The sequence below is a fragment of the Terriglobia bacterium genome, assembly GCA_032252755.1.
Lineage (GTDB): Bacteria > Acidobacteriota > Terriglobia > Terriglobales > Acidobacteriaceae > JAVUPY01.
On the sequence record JAVUPY010000070.1, the window covers coordinates 1 to 16,861 of the forward strand.

Genomic DNA, 16,861 nt, shown 5'->3' on the forward strand with positions numbered 1-16,861 from the left:
GGTTATTCGAGCACGAAGATTTGTTTCTTCGCGCAGATGTCTTTGAGGATCTTCGGCCACACGGTTACGCTGACTTCGCCGAGGTGGGCTTTGCGGAGGATCCACATTTGGGTACGCGACTGGCCGATGCCTCCGCCGACCGAGAGCGGCACCTGGTTGTTCAGGATGGCCTGGTGATAGGGCAGCTTGAGGTTGTCGAGCTGGCTGGCCATGCCGAGCTGCACCTTCAAGGTCTCGGCGTTGACGCGGATGCCCATGGATGACAGTTCGTGGCGGCGCTTGGTCACGTGGTTCCAGACCAGGATGTCGCCGTTGATGCCGTGCGTGGGCTTGCCGGTTTCCTTGCTGGTGTCGGTGACCCAGTCGTCGTAGTCGGCGGCGCGGTTCTCGTGCGGATAGCCGTCTTTGAGCGGCCAGCCGATGCCGATGATGAAGACGGCCGGGTACTTCTGCAGGATGGCCGTCTCGCGCTGCTTGCGCGGCAGGTCAGGATACATGTCGAGAATTTCTTCGGCGTGCAGGAAGGTGAGTTCCTCGGGCATGTTGGGATAGCGCGGGTCCTTGAGCTGCGGGAACATGTCCTGCGCGAAACGCTCGGCGCCCCAAAGCACCTTCCATATCTTGCGCACCACGTCTTTGAGGAACGCGACGTTGCGATCGGCGGCGGTGATGGCGCGCTCCCAATCCCACTGGTCGACGTAGCAACTGTGGTCGTGATCGAGGAAGTAGTCCTTGCGGACGGCGCGCATGTCGGTGCAGAGGCCTTCGCCGGGCTTCATGCCGAACTGCTGGAGGGCGACGCGTTTCCACTTGGTTGCGTCCTGTACGACCTGGGCGTCAATGGGATGCTTGTTGTAGTCGTTGTTGATGTGGAACTGGATGGGCGTGCGCGAACCGTCGCGGTCGAGCATGTCGTTGACACCGCTCTCGACGTCGACGATGAGCGGTACCTGGACCATCATCAGGTTCAGTTCACGGCAAAGATTCTCTTCAATGTACTGTTTGACCGCGTAGATGGCTTTCTGCGTCTGCTTGCGGTCCAGTAAGGAGTGGTAGTCGGTGGGCAGAATTCGCTCGAGGTCCTCGTAGTTGCCAATGCCGGGACCGGCGAGATCCGCTCGTTTGTCCAAAGTCGTAGATGCCATACTTCGCTCCTCCAGGGAGTCGGTTATGAGTTCACGATTCGGTCTAAACGAGGCCGAAAATTGGTTCAGGAGAACGAGACCACAGAGGGGGAGTGAGAGGCTGTAATGGTTGTCACAGGGGGATGTGTTGGGAAAGGGCGATCGCGCACCCACATCTGCTAAAGGCGGCACATGTGGGGCGCCGGGCGGAGGACGCGAAGGGTCACTCAATCGGCGGAGTGGGCGATTTGCCGGTGAGCAGTTCTTGATTCGGCGAGTTGCTGGGCCGTCGAGCGGTAATGGAGGTAGTCGCGGCGGAGGAGGATTTCGTCGGGAGTTCCGGCGCAGGATTGGGAGGCCATCTTAGACCATGCCATGCGGAAGACGGAATAGGCGAGCAGGTAATCGGGGAGACGGTCGCGGGGATCGTTGCCGGAGAGGTGCTGGTAGTGGGCGAGGAAGGCGACGGTGGGGGCGGTGTCCATGCGGAACTCGATGACTGCGCCGGCGAGGTCCCAGGCGATGTCGCAGGGGCCGGGGAAGAAATGGTCGTCGCCGTGGCTGACAGCGTCGAATTTGAGGATGCGACCGTCATCGGCGCGGAGCCACTCGTGGGGCAACATGCGGGAATCGGTGACGACGCAGGTCTGAACGTCGAGAGTGAGCGGCGGGGCGAGTGCTGCACCGAATTCGCACTGCCAGTTCCACGCGGCCATGGTGGAGAGTTCGGGCGAAATTTCGTCGGAGCGAAATTCGCGGGCGCGGAAGGCACAGTATTCGGCGAGGCGGTGGAGGAGTTCGGGAGAGATATCGGATGGGGTGAGGCTGCGGCCGGGAATGAAGTCATAGACGCCAAAACCTTTTTCGAGGGCGAGCAGTGGTGGGGCAAAACCGGAAGCGGCGAGATTGGCGGCGCGAGCGGCGATGGTTTCACCGTAATGTCCGTAGCCGTGGAACTTGAAGCGGCGACGACCGTCGACGCTCATGTACTTGGCGGATTCGAGTTGTGACCAGATGGCGGGCCGGCAGTCGGGGGGAAAAGCGGATCGCCAGGAGCCACCACCGAGATCGATAGCGGCTGCCGAGGGGAGAACAGGTGCGGGATCGACGGCGCGGAAATGATATCGAGACCAGCGGTCGGCGGCATTCGGGGCGCGGAGGAGAGCGGGGTCGGGCCAGCGGCTGCCCAGCATCCAGATGCGGTCGCGCGAGACGCCGGCGTGCTCGGCGGCTTCTGCGACGGAGAGGAATGACGAACCACTGATGCCGGGACCTTCGTCGACGACGAAGACGTGGGGTTCAGATGCGGAGGAACGGAGCCAGCACACTTCGCGTTCGTTGAACGAAAACTGGCGCTCGTAAGGGTGCCCGTGAGGACGAACGGTGATGCGCTCGGCGGCGACTCCGCGCGCGCGGAGAGCGGCGCAGAAGACGGCACTGAGGGTTGTGCCAATGCTGCGGAGGCCGATGACACGGGCGGATTGTAGCGGACTGAGGGTGCGCGCGAGATCGATAAATTTCTGGGGATGCAGGGCGTAGTAGGCGAAGCCCTCGGCGACGGAGAGTTGAAGGGCGTCCGGAAGTTGAAGCGAAGTCGCGGCGGCGAGCAGATCGTTCGCGTCGAAGAAGGAGGCGGTTACGAGGGACTCGGCGATACGATCCGTGATGTTCACGGCACCGACGGATTCGGAATCAGCGCTGTCGGAGATGACGTCGGCAAAGGCGCATTCGAGTTCACCGGCGGCGATGAGGGCGGCGATGCAAGTGTCTTCTGCCGGATTTTCGAAATAAAGGTGAAGGGAGTGGACGAGGCGATTGCGCAGAGTGTTGCCGGAGATGGTCTTTCGGCCTGCGCGAAAGACATACATATTCCACCCGGAGTTATCCATCTTCTCCGCTCAACACAAGAATTCGACTCCGAAGCGTTCGAAGAATTCGAACCGGACGGGAGCTTCTACTTGGGATGTGGCTAGGCGGCTTTGCGTTTTCCGCCGCGCGGAGAACGAGCGACATCGCCGTCTTTGTCGATGAAATAAAGGAACTGGTTATCGCGGTTTACGGCATTCTCGACGAGAACCTTGGATTCACCCGCACCGCTTTTAGGCTTCTGGCAGACATTGCCGTTGCCATCGATGAAGTAAAGGTAGGTCTTGTAATCGCGCTTCAGGTTGAGCTTCTTCACCTTCTCGGCCATTTCTGTTCCCTCGCCGAGATTGGATTCGGCTTGGGAAATGGCCGTTGGCCGACGGTACAGTGGGGCGATAAGTGATTGTTTCTAATGGGTGATCCGGAGAAGCCGAAGGGAGCCGCAGCGGATTGGGGTGGGTACAGAGCGAAAAGAGAGACCGTGCCGGCGAGGTGCAGGTCTCATGACTCGGGTTCCCGCTGAACGATATCTGCCAACACACATCTGCCAACTGCGGCAGATGTGGGGCACGAAGCAAAACGCTCTACTTGCGGCGTTTTCTGGACCTTGGTTCGCGAGATTCTGGTTCTTTCCTGGATGACGCGAGTTTGATGTCGTCGCCGGGAGCGGATACGCGGCGGACGATGGGCGTGTTGAGCTTGTATTTGCGATCGACGATCTGTCCGTTTTGGGCCTGCAGGCGGAGAGTGAAGGTGGGAAGCACGCCTTCTTTGTCGAAGTTTTCGGTGGCGACCTTCACGGGGAAGAAGCCGACGACATTGCGCTCGCGGTAAGCGGTTTCGTAGCGGTGCTTGCGGGTGTTGCGGGTGAAGACGCGGAACTGGTCGAAGTCGTAAGGGAGACCGTCCTTTGGAGTGCTCAGCAGGACGAGGTATTGCGGGAACTTCTGACCGTCTTCGTCGACCTGGTCGAGGACGAAGGCGGCCTGGATGCGCTGCCCTTCGGCGTACTGCGCGATGTCGAGAGGAATGTCGAGATCGATCATGCGCGCGAGTACCCAGCCGTAATGCCCTTCCTGGCTTCTTACGAGCCACCAGTCGTCGTAGATCTTCGGTGGCTCCTGCGGTTCTCCGTTCTTGCTGGGCTTAACGACGGCGAGCGCCTGCTTTTCGGGACGCACGGTGGTGGCACGTTTGAAGATGTCGACCTTCTCGCCGTCGGTGAGCTGATACAGGGTATCGGCGTTGCGCGAAGGCTCGATGTGCATGTTCAGTTTCGCGCGAGTGACGGCGCGGCCCTGGGTGGGAAGCCCTTTGCTGTCTTCATCGAGTTTCTGGAATTGCTTGTAGACGGCTTCGGTGATGGTGAAGCGCTCTTCGAGCCAGCCCTCTTCCTTGCGAGCGGTTCGGACGCGCAGGAAGCGCCGCTGGTGCTCGAGGACCTGGACGCGCTCACCGCTCTTGACCATCCCGACCTTGTTGTAAACGGCGGCAATGCGATCGCGAAGAAATGCCTGGGGCACCGAGACGTAGACGTATTCGCGGGACCCGCCGGAACCCCGGTTACAGGCGACCGTCGCAAGTACAACGAACAAGGCAGCGAAGAGAACGGGACCCGGCGTGCGTCGAGAGATGTGCGAACGAAAGAATTTCCAGAGATTCACGGCTCTATAAAACTATACCGCAATGTGAGCACACGAAGACATCGGCACTTTCGGGAACGGTGTTCGCGAAGTTACTGCACGGTGATGGTGATGTTGTTCGAAACCGTGCCGGTAGTGGTTGTGACGGAAGCAGTGATCTTGGCAGTTCCGGTCGAGACTCCGGTCACCACGCCCGAACTGCTCACAGTAGCAACGCTGGTGGTATCGGAACTCCATGCGACCTGATTCGTAAGGGTCTGCGTGCTGCCATCAGCGAACGTTCCTGTGGCCGTAAGCGGCAGGGTTGAGCCACTGGTGACGATAGTGGTCGTGGAGGTGATGTTTATTGTATTCAGCGCCGAGGTGTTGACGATGACCCCGGCGGATGACGACACACCGTCCTGCGATGCGGTAACAGTGGTGTTGCCTGATGCAACGGCCGTCACGAGACCGGCGCTGACGGTGGCAACACCGGCCGAGGAACTGCTCCATTTTGCGGTGCTGGTGACGTCCTTGCTATCGCCGTTCACGGTAGTACCGTTGGCGGTGAACTGCTTGGTCTCACCGACGGTAAGGAAGATGGAAGCCGGAGTGACGCTGATGCTATTCAGAGCACTGCCGGAGACAAAGAAGTCGCCGCATCCGCTGGAGAAGAATGCGAGCAGGAGAAGGAGAAGGACTGCGGAACTCCGGATGTTTGCGACGGCTTTAATAGTCCGCATCATGCGCGAATTCTACCAAAACGGGCTACTATGAAGATCGGTGGAAGGTAAGAAAACTCAACTTTCGTATATTTTGAGGAGACTCCTTGACAGCCTCTCTGTCCTTCGCGAGCAAATCCCTCGGTATCGTGTTACTGGCTGCGGCCGGCGTATTGAGCGGAGCTGCACAGGCAGCGCCGGCCAAGGAAACCGTCTGCAAGTCGTGCATGGAAAAGGATATCCGGTATCTTGCCAGCGACGAACTGCGGGGGCGCGGAAGCGCTACCGAGGATGAGTTGACAGCAGCGAAGTATATTGCGGCAGTATTCCAGAAACTAGGGCTGGAGCCCGCGATGGGTGAAGACTACATCATCCCGGTTAAGCTCACGCGGAAGAAGTTTGTCAGTCCTCCGCACCTTAAATTCACCGTCAATGGCAAAGAGATGGTCTGGACGCACGGAAGGGAGATGATTGCACTGCGCCTGACGGCGGCGGAGATACAGGGAAAGATCGTGCACATCAACCCGGATCCGGCGCAGGCGTCGAAGGCCCCGTTGGGAAGCATCGTTGTCGTGACCGAGCCGATTCCGGACGAGGAGAGGAGGCAAGTACTCGGCTCGCTGCTCTCCAGTGACGCATCACTGGTGATCATTCAGGCTTCGGGACCCTTCGAGCACAACTGGGATCGATATGCGAACCAGCCTGCGATGCTTCCCACCACGGTCGAGGGGGAGGAGAGTGCACGGAGGCGTGCGGCGCTGGTGGTTGTAAAAAGTGAGGAAATGCGAACGCTCGCGCAGGTCCCCGCGGGAACCGAAGTCACAATATCGGGCACGACGGCGGAAGACGATCAGCAGACGCGAAACGTGGTTGGCGTGCTGCGCGGAAGCGACCCGGCGCTGAAGGCGCAGTATGTGATGTTCTCCGCTCACATGGACCATTTAGGAGTTTGCGCGAAGACGGGCGACACGATCTGCAATGGCGCCGATGACGATGCCTCGGGAACGGCCACGGTGCTGGAACTGGCACGAATTTTTACCAGAGGACCTCGTCCGAAACGCAGCGTCGTATTTGCGACATTCGGCAGCGAAGAACTCGGACTGCTGGGTTCGCGCGGAATGGCTGCGAAGCCGCCGTTCCCTTTAGGTGACGTTGTGGCCGACATCGAATTCGAACAGACGGCTCTGCCGGAATCGAAGGTAGGCGGCAAGGAATTCTGGATGACGGGATCGCAGCTATCAGATTTGCGGAGTTTGCTGGTGCAGCACGGTAGCCAGTTGGCGGATGATCCCTTTCCAGACAATCCATTTTTCCGCGCTTCCGACAATTACAGTTTTGCCACGAAGGGAGTGGTTGCGCACACCATGAGCGGGGCGGCGGAATTTCCTGACTACCACCAACCCGGAGATGAAGCACAAAAACTGAACTACGAGTTCCTGGCGAATTCGTTGCAAGCAGTTTTGCCGGGGCTGACGTGGCTTGCGAACAGCCCCGCGCGGCCGACTTACGAGCCGGGAAAGAATGCGGCAGAGGCCAAGTGAGCCGTTGCGCCGGTAGTAGAATCGGATAGCGAAATGAAGACATTCAGCCTGCAAGAAGCGCAGTCGTTGTTGCCGATACTGGAGAGCCTGCTGCGATCATCGATCGAAGGGAAGAAGGTCATCGAAGAGGTGGACAAGGAACTCTCGTCGCTGAGCGAACGGATTTTCCTGACCGGCGGCGCCTTCATTGAAGTGAAAAAGGTGGCGCTGCGGCGGGCGGAGCGCGACAAGGCCATCCAGAAAGTGAAGGACGCTATCGCTGAAATAAACGCGATAGGGGTGCAGGTGAAGGACCTCGATATCGGCTTGCTGGACTTTCCGTGCAAGGTGGGCGACGAAATCGTGCTGCTGTGCTGGAAGTTGGGCGAGGCTGCGATAACACACTGGCACGGAACAGAAGAAGGATTTGCTGGACGGAAACCGATTGATGACAGGATCGCGCGAGCGAAGTCGGGCGATATTAACTAGAGGTGGGGCTCTGGCCAGGGGATGACCTCAGAGGCTAAAGCCCCAGAGTGTGCGCGAGTTTATCGGCACGGCTAAGGCCGTGTCCCTTCAAAACAGGAGACGATGGCACCGGCGGAGATCAGTACATTATTTTTCGACTGGGACGGGACGCTGGTGGATTCGGCGATGTCGTCGTATCTCACTTTCCAGAAAGCTCTGGAGCACTGCGGGATTCCGTTCTCATGGGAGCAGTTCGAAGCGTATTTCACGCCGGACTGGCACCGGATATACGAAGCGGTGGGGTTAGAGCAGGAGCGGTGGCTGGTCGCCGACCAGGCGTGGCGCGACAACTATCCGTGCGTACAATATTCGCTTGTGCAGGGCGCGAAAGATACGTTGCTGGCGCTGCGGGATCGCGGGTATCACGTGGGAGTTGTTACCAGCGGGAACCGCTGGCGCCTGGCAAACGAGATTCGGGACTTTGGGCTGGACGGCGTTTTCGATGTCGTGATCTGCAGCGACGATGTGACGAAGCGTAAACCGCATCCGGAAGGGCTCTTCAAAGCAGCGGCGCACATGAAGTGCGAGCCGAACTGCTGTTCTTACATTGGCGACGTTCCCGAGGATATCCTGGCGGGCAAGAACGCGGGAATGCATACGATCGGGGTGAAGAGCGGATTCCCAACCTCGAGGCGGCTCGGTGAGAGCGCGCCGGATCTGCAGCTGGAAGAGATAGCGGACCTGCTGAAACACTTCGCGAAGTAAGTCAAAAGGCAGAGGAAAAAGGGCAGAACGGGACAGGTTTTCGTTTTGGCTTTTGTCCTCTTCCCTTTGATTTCCCTAAACTTCTTTCTGATCGACGTAGCACCAGCGCCAGGTTTCGCCGGGTTCGAAGGATTGCATGATGGGGTGCTTGGTGGCATGGAAGTGCTTGGTGGCATGTTTATTGGGAGAACTGTCGCAGCATCCGACGTGGCCGCAGGTAAGACACATGCGCAGGTGGACCCACTGGGCACCGATCTTCAGGCACTCTTCACATCCGTAAGAAGACGGGTTGACATCGCGGATTTCAGAAACGTGTTTGCAGGCTGCCATGGGTTCTCCCTTTGTGCGCGGCATCACGAAACGTTCACTATGCAACTGGATGACAGGCAGAAGTGTAACGATTCAGGGGCGCTCTGACAGTTAGCCGATCAGGTACTCAGAGGAGGCCGCTGGATTTCGCCGACAAGATGTTCAGGGCGGCTTCGAGGCGAGAGATGGCCTCTTCGAGCCCTGGATGGCGATCGAGTTCCTCGCGGAGTTCCTGGAGAAGACTGTGAGCCTGGGCGACTTGTTGCGCGGCTTCCTGCCTCGACTTCTCAGATTCTGTGGGCGGACGAGTATCCATATTGATCTCCGGGGATGTGTACAGGAATATTATGCCCCATTCGTTGCTGAGGCTGATGCTCATCTGGGATTCGGGTAGGTCTTGCATCTACGGACGAAGTTTCGAGAACGATTAGGCGAGGGAGGACTGCGCTTCTATGCGTCTGGGCTACATGTAAGAAGGGCATCGTGGCGGGCGAGGCGCGGGCGCTAAAGAGGATTTAGCCAAATCTCTAATCGTTCCATCAAGTCAGGGATGACCAGCACTGAGTCTTGAGGCCTCAAACTGCGCTTTCACGAGTTCCTGCTCAATCGGCCACTCCGTGAAAGAAAACCACAGGATGGTGATGATGTTCACAATCGGAACGGCTAGTAACACCGAGAACCACCGCGAAAATCCAGCCTTGGAAAAAATGTTTCCGAACACGACAACCGTAAAAACTGCCTGAACGACAACTATGACGATGTCCTTAGTCGTGATGTGCATTCGTGCCCCCTGGCACAAGACGGACTGGTGCTCTGCCCCTTCACTGGAACTTAACGCACCTACCCGAGTATGTGCAATGAATTCTTATACCTTATACCTGTTGCAGCGACTCTCGCGCAGCGGTGATGGTGTCGGTGATGTCCTGCTCGGTGTGGGCGGCGGACAGGAAGGCGGCTTCGAACTGCGAGGGTGGAAGCCAGATGCCGGCGTCGAGCATGGCGCGGAAGAAGTTGCCGAACTTTTTCGTGTCGCAGGTGGCGGCGGTGTCCCAGTTAGTGACTCGCTTATCGGTGAAGAAGAAGGTGAACATGGAGCCGACGCGGTTGACGGTCATGGGAACTCCGGCTTCGCGTGCGGCCGCGAGGATGGCGTCGCAGAGTTGGCCGCTCAGGCGGTCGAGGCGCGGATAGATTTCGTGGCGGCCATCGCAGAGGGTGCGGAGCATGGCGAGTCCGGCGGCCATGGCGAGCGGGTTGCCACTGAGGGTTCCGGCCTGGTACATAGGGCCGACAGGCGCGACGAGGCTCATGATTTCGTTGGCGCCTCCATAAGCACCGACGGGCAGACCGCCGCCAATAATTTTGCCCAGCGTGGTGAGGTCGGGCTTGATCTTGTAGAGTTCCTGCGCGCCGCCGTAGCTGACGCGGAAGCCGGTCATGACTTCGTCGAGGATGAAGACGGTGCCTTCGCGCTGCGTGATTTCGCGGAGAAATTGCAGGTAGCCGGGGTTGGGCGGTACGCAGCCCATATTGCCGACGACGGGTTCGACGATGACGCAGGCGATCTTGCCGGTGTAGCGGGTGAAGGCTTGCTCCAGGGCTTCGGTGTCGTTATAGGGGAGCGCCAGGGTGTAGCGGACGAAGTCTTCGGGGACACCGGCGGAACCGGGGATGCCGAGCGTGGCAACGCCGGAACCGGCTTTGACGAGCAGGGCGTCGGAGTGTCCGTGATAGCAGCCTTCAAACTTGATGATGAACTTGCGCTCGGTGAAGGCGCGGGCGAGGCGGATGGCGGACATGGTCGCCTCGGTACCGGAACTGACGAAACGGACCTTTTCCATCGAAGGGAAAGCACCGATGACGGCTTCAGCGAGATCGGTTTCGGTTGGGGTGGATGCGCCGAAGCTGGTGCTGTTGCGAGCGGAGGCGACGACGGCTTCAGTGACCTGCGGGACGGCGTGGCCGAGGATCATGGGGCCCCAGGAGCCTACGTAATCGATGTAACTGTTGCCGTCGGCATCGAAGACGCGGGAGCCCTCGCCGCGAACCAGGAAAGGCGGCTCTCCACCGACGGAACGGAAGGCGCGGACGGGAGAGTTGACGCCGCCGGGAATGAGGGCTTCGGCTCGATGCTGAAGTTCGCGGGAACGGTCGAGTTTGCGGGACATGAATTGCCTCGGGAAGAACTACCTAGTTTATCAGCGGCTTGAAAGTGAGCTTGTGAGTGCGGTCACAAACGGCTTGATTCACCACAGAGACACGGAGCGCACAGGGGAAGGTATTTTTAGAATCCGATAATACAGGGCTGATCGCAAGCATCTTAGATTGCGTGCGTACGGTGAGGCCTAAGTCGTGGCTGCATCTGCAGGAATTGCTGTTTGCGAATACGTGGAACGAGAGCATACGGCGGTTCCGGTCGGACTACGCGTATCGTGGGCTGGGGCTTGATGGCCGGGCGCTGGTGACATCGCTGGCGAAGCTTGGCGGGAACTCGCGCGAACTGGAAGCGCACCTGCTGCGCAATTTCAAAAAGTACGCGCTGGAGAGCCTTCCGCCGAGGTCGTCCGAATGGACCTGGCTGGCATTGGCCCAGCACCATGGACTGCCGACGCGACTGCTGGACTGGACGTACTCTCCCTATGTCGCGCTGCACTTTGCGACGGCGAACGTGGCCAACTACAGCCGTGATGGCCTGCTGATTACGGTGAACTACGTAAAAGTGCACGAGCATCTGCCGGCGAAATTGAAGCGAGTGCTGCAGCGCGAGCGCTCTAATGCTTTCACGGCGGAGATGTTGGAGCAGGCAACGGAGAGCCTGCCAGGGTTGCAAAAACTTGCGAGGCGGCCGTTTCCGGTGTTCCTGGAGCCGCCGTCGCTGGACCAGCGGATTGTGAATCAGTTTGCGCTGTTTTCCTTCATGTCAAATGCGGAGATGCAGTTCGATGAATGGCTGGAGAAGACCGCGCCGGGGCTGGCGCAAAGAATCTTGATACCGGCCTCCCTGAAATGGGAGATTCGGGACAAACTCGACCAGGCGAATATCACCGAGAGAGTGATGTTTCCCGGACTGGATGGGTTGAGTCGGTGGCTTCGTCGGCACTACCTGCCCAGCGCGGGTTGACACGTTGGGGCCATTGTTGGAGGGCGGTTCCAATGAAAAGATTGATTGAATGTCGCCAGAAGTGGCAGTGTCGATATCGGACTTTCTGCTGGCCGGGTTTTCGGGAATCCTGGCCTGGCGACTGCATTCGCGTCCAACCGAGATGCCCCGCACGCGCCGTTGGTTCGCAATTGTTCTGGGAGCGATTGCGGTAAGCAGCTTCCTGGGAGCGATCTCGCACGGGTTTATACCGGAAGAACACGGCAGCCTGGGGGCGCTAATCTGGCGCAGCACACTGATGCTGATTGGGCCGGCGGCGGTGGGACTTTGCATGCTGGCCTGCCTGCTGCTTTTCCGGCCGGGGACGGTGGAGCGTGCGCGGGCGCTGGCGTTGGTCGCGCTGGCGATTTACGTCGGGCTGGTGCTGTTCGAATTTCACCAATTCGTGATTGCGCTGTTGCTATATCTTCCCGCTACCCTGCTTTTGCTTACCGGGTTCGTGGTGCGCTGGCGCCAGGGAGAGTCGTTTGCGGTAGATGGTGCGATCGCGATGGTTCTGACACTGGTGGCCGGGGTGCTGCAATACCTGCATATCGGAATCCACCCGGTGTATTTCAACCATAATGCGGTCTATCACCTAGTCCAGGGTATTGCCCTGTTCTTCCTCTATCGCGCGGGGCGCAAATGGATTTCGTCAGCCCCGATCGGTACGGACGAGGAAGTCCGGTTTGAAGTCCGTCCCGCCAGCTAACTTGCTAGAATCGAAATGATGGTTTTGCCCTTCGTCCGCGACCTGTTCGCGGAGGTAGAGAAGTCTGGGACCTTTACGCGTGCAGCTAGCCTCCTGAAAGGCGGCACGGGGCGTATACGTGTGTCCGGACTGACACCTACGGCGAAGGCGCTGCTGTATCCACTGCTGACCCGGGCTTCTGGACATCCCACCATTCTTGTTGTCGCCGACAACCGCGTGGCGGAGGAGTTAATGCCGGTTCTGCAGAGCTTTTGCGAATTGACGGGAGCGTGCGATCCGGACGCGGTGGCGTATCTACCCGCACGCGATGTACTTCCGTTCGAGAACCTTTCCCCTCACCCGGAAATCCAGGAAGCGCGGGCGCGAACGCTGTGGCGGGTCGCGACCGGTGCGGTGTCGATTGTGGTGGTGCCGTTTGCGTCGAGCAGCACGCGGCTGCGGGATAACGAGTTCTATGCGAACCTGGCGCGAACGTTAAGGCGGACGGAGTCGGTCGACCTCGAGGCCCTCGTTCAGCACCTGAATGTGGTTGGGTACAACTCCGTCGATGTCGTCGAAATGCCGGGAGATTACGCGCTGCGCGGTGGGATCTTCGATGTGTATCCGCCGGAGGCGGATCGGCCGCTGCGTGTGGAGTTTTTCGGCGACGAGGTTGAATCGATCCGGAAATTCGACCCCGAGACGCAAAGGTCGATTGCGGCTTCGGATCGCGATGAAATCGTCTTGTTGCCGCTGACGGAGACTCCGGTTACGGAAGAGATCCTGGGTGCGATTCATGCGCGGCTTTCGGGACAGCGAATTGAGGGTTCAGAAGAGGTCATTGCCGAGGCGGTAAAGAGCGGCGGGGCGACCGTGTTTCCGGGATGGGAGTTCTATGCGCCGGTTGCGGGTGCGGAGCAAACGATCTTCGACCTGATGCCGAGGGCGCGGGTGTTCGTCGATGAACCGGAGCGGATTGAGCGCGACTTCGATGGATGGTGGGAGAGGCTGACCGATGCGCACGAGACGAGCGGCGTCGGGAACCTGGTTCGACCGGAAGAGTTGTACATGCCGCCAGAGGATTGGAAGCGGCGGGTCGAAGCAATTCCGGGAGCGGATATCGAGCAGTTGGGGATTGCGAGAGGCGAGGAGCGCGAGGAATTCGCGTTCACGACTCAGACGACGACGCGGTTCCATGGGACAGTTCCGGCAATGCTCGAGGAGATTCAGAAGCTGGCGGCGGAGAACAAGCGCGTGCTGGTAGCGGCGGGGAGCACGGGCGAACTCGAGCGCATGGCTGACATCTTCAATGAGTACAACGTGCCGTTCCGGCTGGGCAGCCGAACGTCGCGTGCGGCGGCGGGAACATATGCGGATGAGGCCGGGTATTTCGCCGAGGACCTGACGGCGACAACACTGGTGCGGGCGTTTGTGCCGGCGGGGGTAGCACTGCCGGAGAGCAATTTCGTCCTGTTCGGCTCGGGAGATCTGTTCGACGAATCGGATGCAATGGTCTCGCGGCCGGCGAAGCAGAAGTCGAAGACGGCGGCGTTTCTCTCGGACTTCCGGGACCTCGCGGTTGGGGATTACGTGGTACATATCGAGCATGGAATCGGACAGTATCGCGGGCTGAAAGAGATCGCGCAGCCGGATGGCTCGACGGCTGAGTTGATGCAACTGGAGTACGCCGAGAGTGCGCGGCTGTATGTACCGCTGACGCGGTTGGATCTCGTGCAGAAGTATCGCTCGCAGGAAGGTGTAAGGCCGGCGCTCTCGCGACTGGGTACTCAGCAGTGGGCGAAGACCAAGGCGCGTGTCAAGAAGGCCATGCAGGACATGGCCGACGAGTTGTTGAAGCTTTATGCGCAGAGAAAGATGGCGCAGGGATTCTCGTATTCGGCGGATACGGAATGGCAACGGGAATTTGAAGATGGGTTCGAGTACAGCGAGACGGATGATCAGCTTTACGCAATTGGGGACGTGAAGCGTGACATGGAATCGACGCAGCCGATGGATCGGCTGCTATGCGGCGACGTGGGATACGGCAAGACCGAAGTCGCGATGCGGGCGGCGTTCAAGGCCGTCAGCGACAACAAGCAGGTTGCGGTGCTGGCACCCACGACGGTTCTGGCGTTCCAGCACTTTGAAACCTTCAAGGGGCGATTCGCGGCGTTCCCGGTAAAGATCGAGATGATCAGCCGCTTCCGGACGGCGAAGCAGCAGAGGGAAATCGTCGAGAGGGTTGAGACCGGGAAGGTCGACATTTTGATCGGAACGCACCGAGTGCTCTCGAAGGACATTAAGTTTCCTGACCTCGGGCTGGTGGTCGTCGATGAGGAGCAGCGGTTTGGAGTTCGGCACAAGGAGCGGCTGAAGCAACTGAAGCGCGAAGTGGATGTACTGACGATGTCGGCGACGCCGATTCCGCGGACGCTGCACATGTCGCTGGTTGGATTGCGCGACATGAGCGTTATCGAGACGCCGCCGAAGGATCGCATGGCGATCCAGACGGTGGTGGCGGCGTGGGATGAGAAGCTGATTCGCGCGTCGATTGAGCAGGAACTGGAACGCGGCGGGCAAGTGTACTTCGTGCACAACCGCGTGGACTCGATCTACGACATTTCGGCGAAGATTCGTGAGCTGGTACCGCGCGCGAGAATTCTTGTTGGCCACGGGCAGATGAGCGAAGGCGACCTTGAGAAGATCATGCTGGCGTTCATGCGGCATGAAGCCGACATACTGGTGGCGACGACGATCATCGAGAACGGGCTGGACATCCCGCTCTGCAATACGATCATTATTAACCGGGCCGACCGGCACGGATTGAGCGAGCTTTACCAGTTGCGCGGGCGCGTGGGACGCTCGAACCGGCGCGCATATGCCTACCTGCTGATTCCGCACGATCGCGATTTAACGGACCTGGCACGGCGGAGACTTGCGGCGCTGAAAGAATTCAGCGACCTTGGTGCGGGGTTTAAGATCGCGGCACTGGATTTGGAATTACGCGGGGCTGGCAATTTGCTTGGTGGCGAGCAGAGTGGGCACATTGAAGCGATCGGGTTTGAGCTGTATACGCAGATGCTGGAGCGCACGGTTCGCGAGATTAAGGGCGAGGTGGCACCGGAAGAGGCTGAGACGCAACTCAACCTCGGACTCAACATTCGCATTCCTGCGGATTACATCACGGAAGAGAACCAACGGTTGCGGATGTATAAGCGCATAGCAGGCGTGGAAAGCGAAGCGCAACTCGCGGACGTGAGCGGCGAGTTGAGCGACCGGTATGGCGAGCCTCCGGCGCCGGTGCGAACGCTGCTGGATTATGCTTCGCTGAAGTTGATTTGCCAACGGCTGGGAGTGGTCGGGATCGAGAGGAAGCGGGACCTCGTAAATATTCGCTTCGGAGAGAAGGCGGAGATCGATCCGGGAAAGCTCGCGCAGTTTGTTTCGCGCAACAAAGGGGCGCAGTTTACGCCACAGGGCATTTTGAAATTCACGCTGAAGGCCGCGAGTCCCGAGGCGATTCTGCGCGGGCTGCGAGAATTGCTGGCACAATTAGCTCAGGCGGAAATTGCAGTGCAGTAAAGCCGTGGCTGGCGGCTGGCGGAAAGACTACACTGATACGTTTCAAGAGAGCTCATGACAAAACTTCGCAAGGCTGTTTTTCCCGCGGCAGGATTAGGTACGCGATTTCTTCCCGCTACCAAGGCGCAGCCGAAAGAGATGCTGCCGCTGGTGGACAAACCGATCATTCAGTATGGGGTTGAGGAAGCGATGGCCTCGGGCTGCGACCAGATCATCATCGTGACCGGGCGCGGCAAGAATGCGATCGAAGACCATTTCGACGTCAGCTACGAACTCGAGAAGATGCTGGAGGAGCGCGGCAAGAATGACCTGTTGACGATCGTGAAACAGATCAGCGACATGGTGCGCGTCTGCTATGTGCGGCAGAAGGAGGCGCTCGGACTGGGACACGCGGTGCTGATGGCGAAGGACATGGTCGGCAACGAGCCCTTCGGAGTGCTGCTGGCAGACGACGTAATCGATGCCGAGGTTCCGTGCCTGGAACAGATGCGACGAGTGCATGAAGAAACGGGGGCGTCGGTGATTGCGACGCAGGTGGTCGAAGGGCCGAATATCTCGGCGTATGGCGTTATCGATGCGAAGCCGGTGGCCGGCAAGTGGCAGGGACGGCTGTTCGAGATAAAGGGGATGGTCGAGAAGCCGAAGCAGGAAGATGCGCCGTCAAACCTGGCGATCATCGGGCGTTACATTCTGACGCCGCGGATCTTCGAATGCCTGGAGCGGACTCCGGCGGGCAAAGGCGGCGAGTTGCAACTGACGGATGGCATGAGGGAACTGCTGAAGTCGGAAAAGATTTATGGCTTCACCTTTGAGGGAAAGCGGCATGATACCGGGGACAAACTGGGATTCCTGAAGGCGACGGTGGAATTCGCGCTGAAAAGGCCGGACCTGGGTGGGGCGATGAGAGAGTATCTGAAAACCTTAAAGCTTTGATTCACCACAGAGACACAGAGGCACAGAGGATCCGAATCATAAAAGCCAATAACTTCAGGGTGCGGAGACAGAGTTCCGCACCCGATTTCTTTTGCAGTTATGAATCAAAAACTCTGTGCC

The 16,861-nt window shown here is 59.1% G+C and carries 16 protein-coding genes; 7 read left to right on the forward strand and 9 right to left on the reverse strand.

The window, feature by feature from the left end; genetic code table 11:
• Positions 1–2: 2 nt before the first annotated feature.
• The 5 genes from asnA to ROO76_17160 all read right to left on the reverse strand — a co-directional run bounded on the left by asnA (position 3) and on the right by ROO76_17160 (position 5,358).
• Positions 3–1,145 carry an aspartate--ammonia ligase gene (asnA, locus tag ROO76_17140; GenBank protein MDT8069890.1) on the reverse strand — a complete coding sequence of 381 codons (1,143 nt, stop codon included), beginning with the start codon at positions 1,143–1,145 and terminating at the stop codon, positions 3–5.
• A gap of 206 nt (positions 1,146–1,351) precedes the next feature.
• Positions 1,352–3,013, reverse strand: coding sequence for a hypothetical protein (locus tag ROO76_17145; protein ID MDT8069891.1), 1,662 nt, complete (start codon positions 3,011–3,013; stop codon positions 1,352–1,354).
• Positions 3,014–3,093: 80 nt separating this feature from the next.
• On the reverse strand, positions 3,094–3,318 hold the full coding sequence (locus ROO76_17150; protein MDT8069892.1) for a hypothetical protein: 225 nt from the start codon (positions 3,316–3,318) through the stop codon (positions 3,094–3,096).
• Positions 3,319–3,574: 256 nt separating this feature from the next.
• Positions 3,575–4,654, reverse strand: a complete 1,080-nt coding sequence (locus tag ROO76_17155) for an SH3 domain-containing protein (protein ID MDT8069893.1) — start codon at positions 4,652–4,654, stop codon at positions 3,575–3,577.
• Positions 4,655–4,725: 71 nt separating this feature from the next.
• Positions 4,726–5,358, reverse strand: a complete 633-nt coding sequence (locus ROO76_17160) for an Ig-like domain-containing protein (GenBank protein MDT8069894.1) — start codon at positions 5,356–5,358, stop codon at positions 4,726–4,728.
• An 83-nt stretch (positions 5,359–5,441) separates the two neighbouring features.
• On the opposite strand from ROO76_17160, the gene ROO76_17165 reads away from it, so the two are divergent.
• The 3 genes from ROO76_17165 (at position 5,442) to ROO76_17175 (ending at position 8,087) form a co-directional block, all read left to right on the forward strand.
• Positions 5,442–6,875 carry a M28 family peptidase gene (locus tag ROO76_17165; GenBank protein MDT8069895.1) on the forward strand — a complete coding sequence of 478 codons (1,434 nt, stop codon included), beginning with the start codon at positions 5,442–5,444 and terminating at the stop codon, positions 6,873–6,875.
• 33 nt (positions 6,876–6,908) lie between these two features.
• On the forward strand, positions 6,909–7,343 hold the full coding sequence (locus ROO76_17170) for a DUF2203 domain-containing protein (protein MDT8069896.1): 435 nt from the start codon (positions 6,909–6,911) through the stop codon (positions 7,341–7,343).
• Between the two features lie 102 nt (positions 7,344–7,445).
• A complete protein-coding gene (locus tag ROO76_17175) occupies positions 7,446–8,087 on the forward strand; it encodes an HAD family hydrolase (GenBank protein MDT8069897.1) in 642 nt (213 codons plus the stop codon).
• Between the two features lie 75 nt (positions 8,088–8,162).
• On the opposite strand, the gene ROO76_17180 is transcribed toward ROO76_17175, so the two are convergent.
• From ROO76_17180 to hemL, 4 genes are all read right to left on the reverse strand, one after another.
• The gene (locus tag ROO76_17180; GenBank protein ID MDT8069898.1) at positions 8,163–8,417 is read right to left on the reverse strand and encodes a UBP-type zinc finger domain-containing protein; all 255 of its coding nucleotides are present in this window, start codon (positions 8,415–8,417) and stop codon (positions 8,163–8,165) included.
• 106 nt (positions 8,418–8,523) lie between these two features.
• Positions 8,524–8,712 carry a hypothetical protein gene (locus tag ROO76_17185; GenBank protein MDT8069899.1) on the reverse strand — a complete coding sequence of 63 codons (189 nt, stop codon included), beginning with the start codon at positions 8,710–8,712 and terminating at the stop codon, positions 8,524–8,526.
• Positions 8,713–8,940: 228 nt separating this feature from the next.
• Positions 8,941–9,177, reverse strand: coding sequence for a hypothetical protein (locus tag ROO76_17190; protein ID MDT8069900.1), 237 nt, complete (start codon positions 9,175–9,177; stop codon positions 8,941–8,943).
• Positions 9,178–9,268: 91 nt separating this feature from the next.
• A complete protein-coding gene (gene hemL, locus ROO76_17195; GenBank protein ID MDT8069901.1) occupies positions 9,269–10,564 on the reverse strand; it encodes a glutamate-1-semialdehyde 2,1-aminomutase in 1,296 nt (431 codons plus the stop codon).
• A gap of 170 nt (positions 10,565–10,734) precedes the next feature.
• On the opposite strand from hemL, the gene ROO76_17200 reads away from it, so the two are divergent.
• From ROO76_17200 to galU, 4 genes are all read left to right on the forward strand, one after another.
• Positions 10,735–11,517 carry an FRG domain-containing protein gene (locus tag ROO76_17200; GenBank protein MDT8069902.1) on the forward strand — a complete coding sequence of 261 codons (783 nt, stop codon included), beginning with the start codon at positions 10,735–10,737 and terminating at the stop codon, positions 11,515–11,517.
• Positions 11,518–11,584: 67 nt separating this feature from the next.
• Positions 11,585–12,247: a hypothetical protein gene (locus ROO76_17205; protein ID MDT8069903.1), complete on the forward strand. Its 663-nt coding sequence runs from the start codon at positions 11,585–11,587 to the stop codon at positions 12,245–12,247.
• A gap of 18 nt (positions 12,248–12,265) precedes the next feature.
• Positions 12,266–15,808, forward strand: coding sequence for a transcription-repair coupling factor (gene mfd / locus ROO76_17210; protein MDT8069904.1), 3,543 nt, complete (start codon positions 12,266–12,268; stop codon positions 15,806–15,808).
• A gap of 54 nt (positions 15,809–15,862) precedes the next feature.
• Positions 15,863–16,741, forward strand: a complete 879-nt coding sequence (gene galU / locus ROO76_17215) for a UTP--glucose-1-phosphate uridylyltransferase GalU (protein MDT8069905.1) — start codon at positions 15,863–15,865, stop codon at positions 16,739–16,741.
• Positions 16,742–16,861 lie beyond the last annotated feature (120 nt).

Coding starts and splice junctions, on each gene's coding strand:
- asnA (MDT8069890.1), bottom strand. CDS start 1,145: ATGGCATCTACGACTTTGGACAAACGAGCGGATCTCGCCGGTCCCGGC.
- ROO76_17145 (MDT8069891.1), bottom strand. CDS start 3,013: ATGGATAACTCCGGGTGGAATATGTATGTCTTTCGCGCAGGCCGAAAG.
- ROO76_17150 (MDT8069892.1), bottom strand. CDS start 3,318: ATGGCCGAGAAGGTGAAGAAGCTCAACCTGAAGCGCGATTACAAGACC.
- ROO76_17160 (MDT8069894.1), bottom strand. CDS start 5,358: ATGATGCGGACTATTAAAGCCGTCGCAAACATCCGGAGTTCCGCAGTC.
- ROO76_17170 (MDT8069896.1), top strand. CDS start 6,909: ATGAAGACATTCAGCCTGCAAGAAGCGCAGTCGTTGTTGCCGATACTG.
- ROO76_17175 (MDT8069897.1), top strand. CDS start 7,446: ATGGCACCGGCGGAGATCAGTACATTATTTTTCGACTGGGACGGGACG.
- ROO76_17180 (MDT8069898.1), bottom strand. CDS start 8,417: ATGGCAGCCTGCAAACACGTTTCTGAAATCCGCGATGTCAACCCGTCT.
- ROO76_17185 (MDT8069899.1), bottom strand. CDS start 8,712: ATGGATACTCGTCCGCCCACAGAATCTGAGAAGTCGAGGCAGGAAGCC.
- ROO76_17190 (MDT8069900.1), bottom strand. CDS start 9,177: ATGCACATCACGACTAAGGACATCGTCATAGTTGTCGTTCAGGCAGTT.
- hemL (MDT8069901.1), bottom strand. CDS start 10,564: ATGTCCCGCAAACTCGACCGTTCCCGCGAACTTCAGCATCGAGCCGAA.
- mfd (MDT8069904.1), top strand. CDS start 12,266: ATGGTTTTGCCCTTCGTCCGCGACCTGTTCGCGGAGGTAGAGAAGTCT.
- galU (MDT8069905.1), top strand. CDS start 15,863: ATGACAAAACTTCGCAAGGCTGTTTTTCCCGCGGCAGGATTAGGTACG.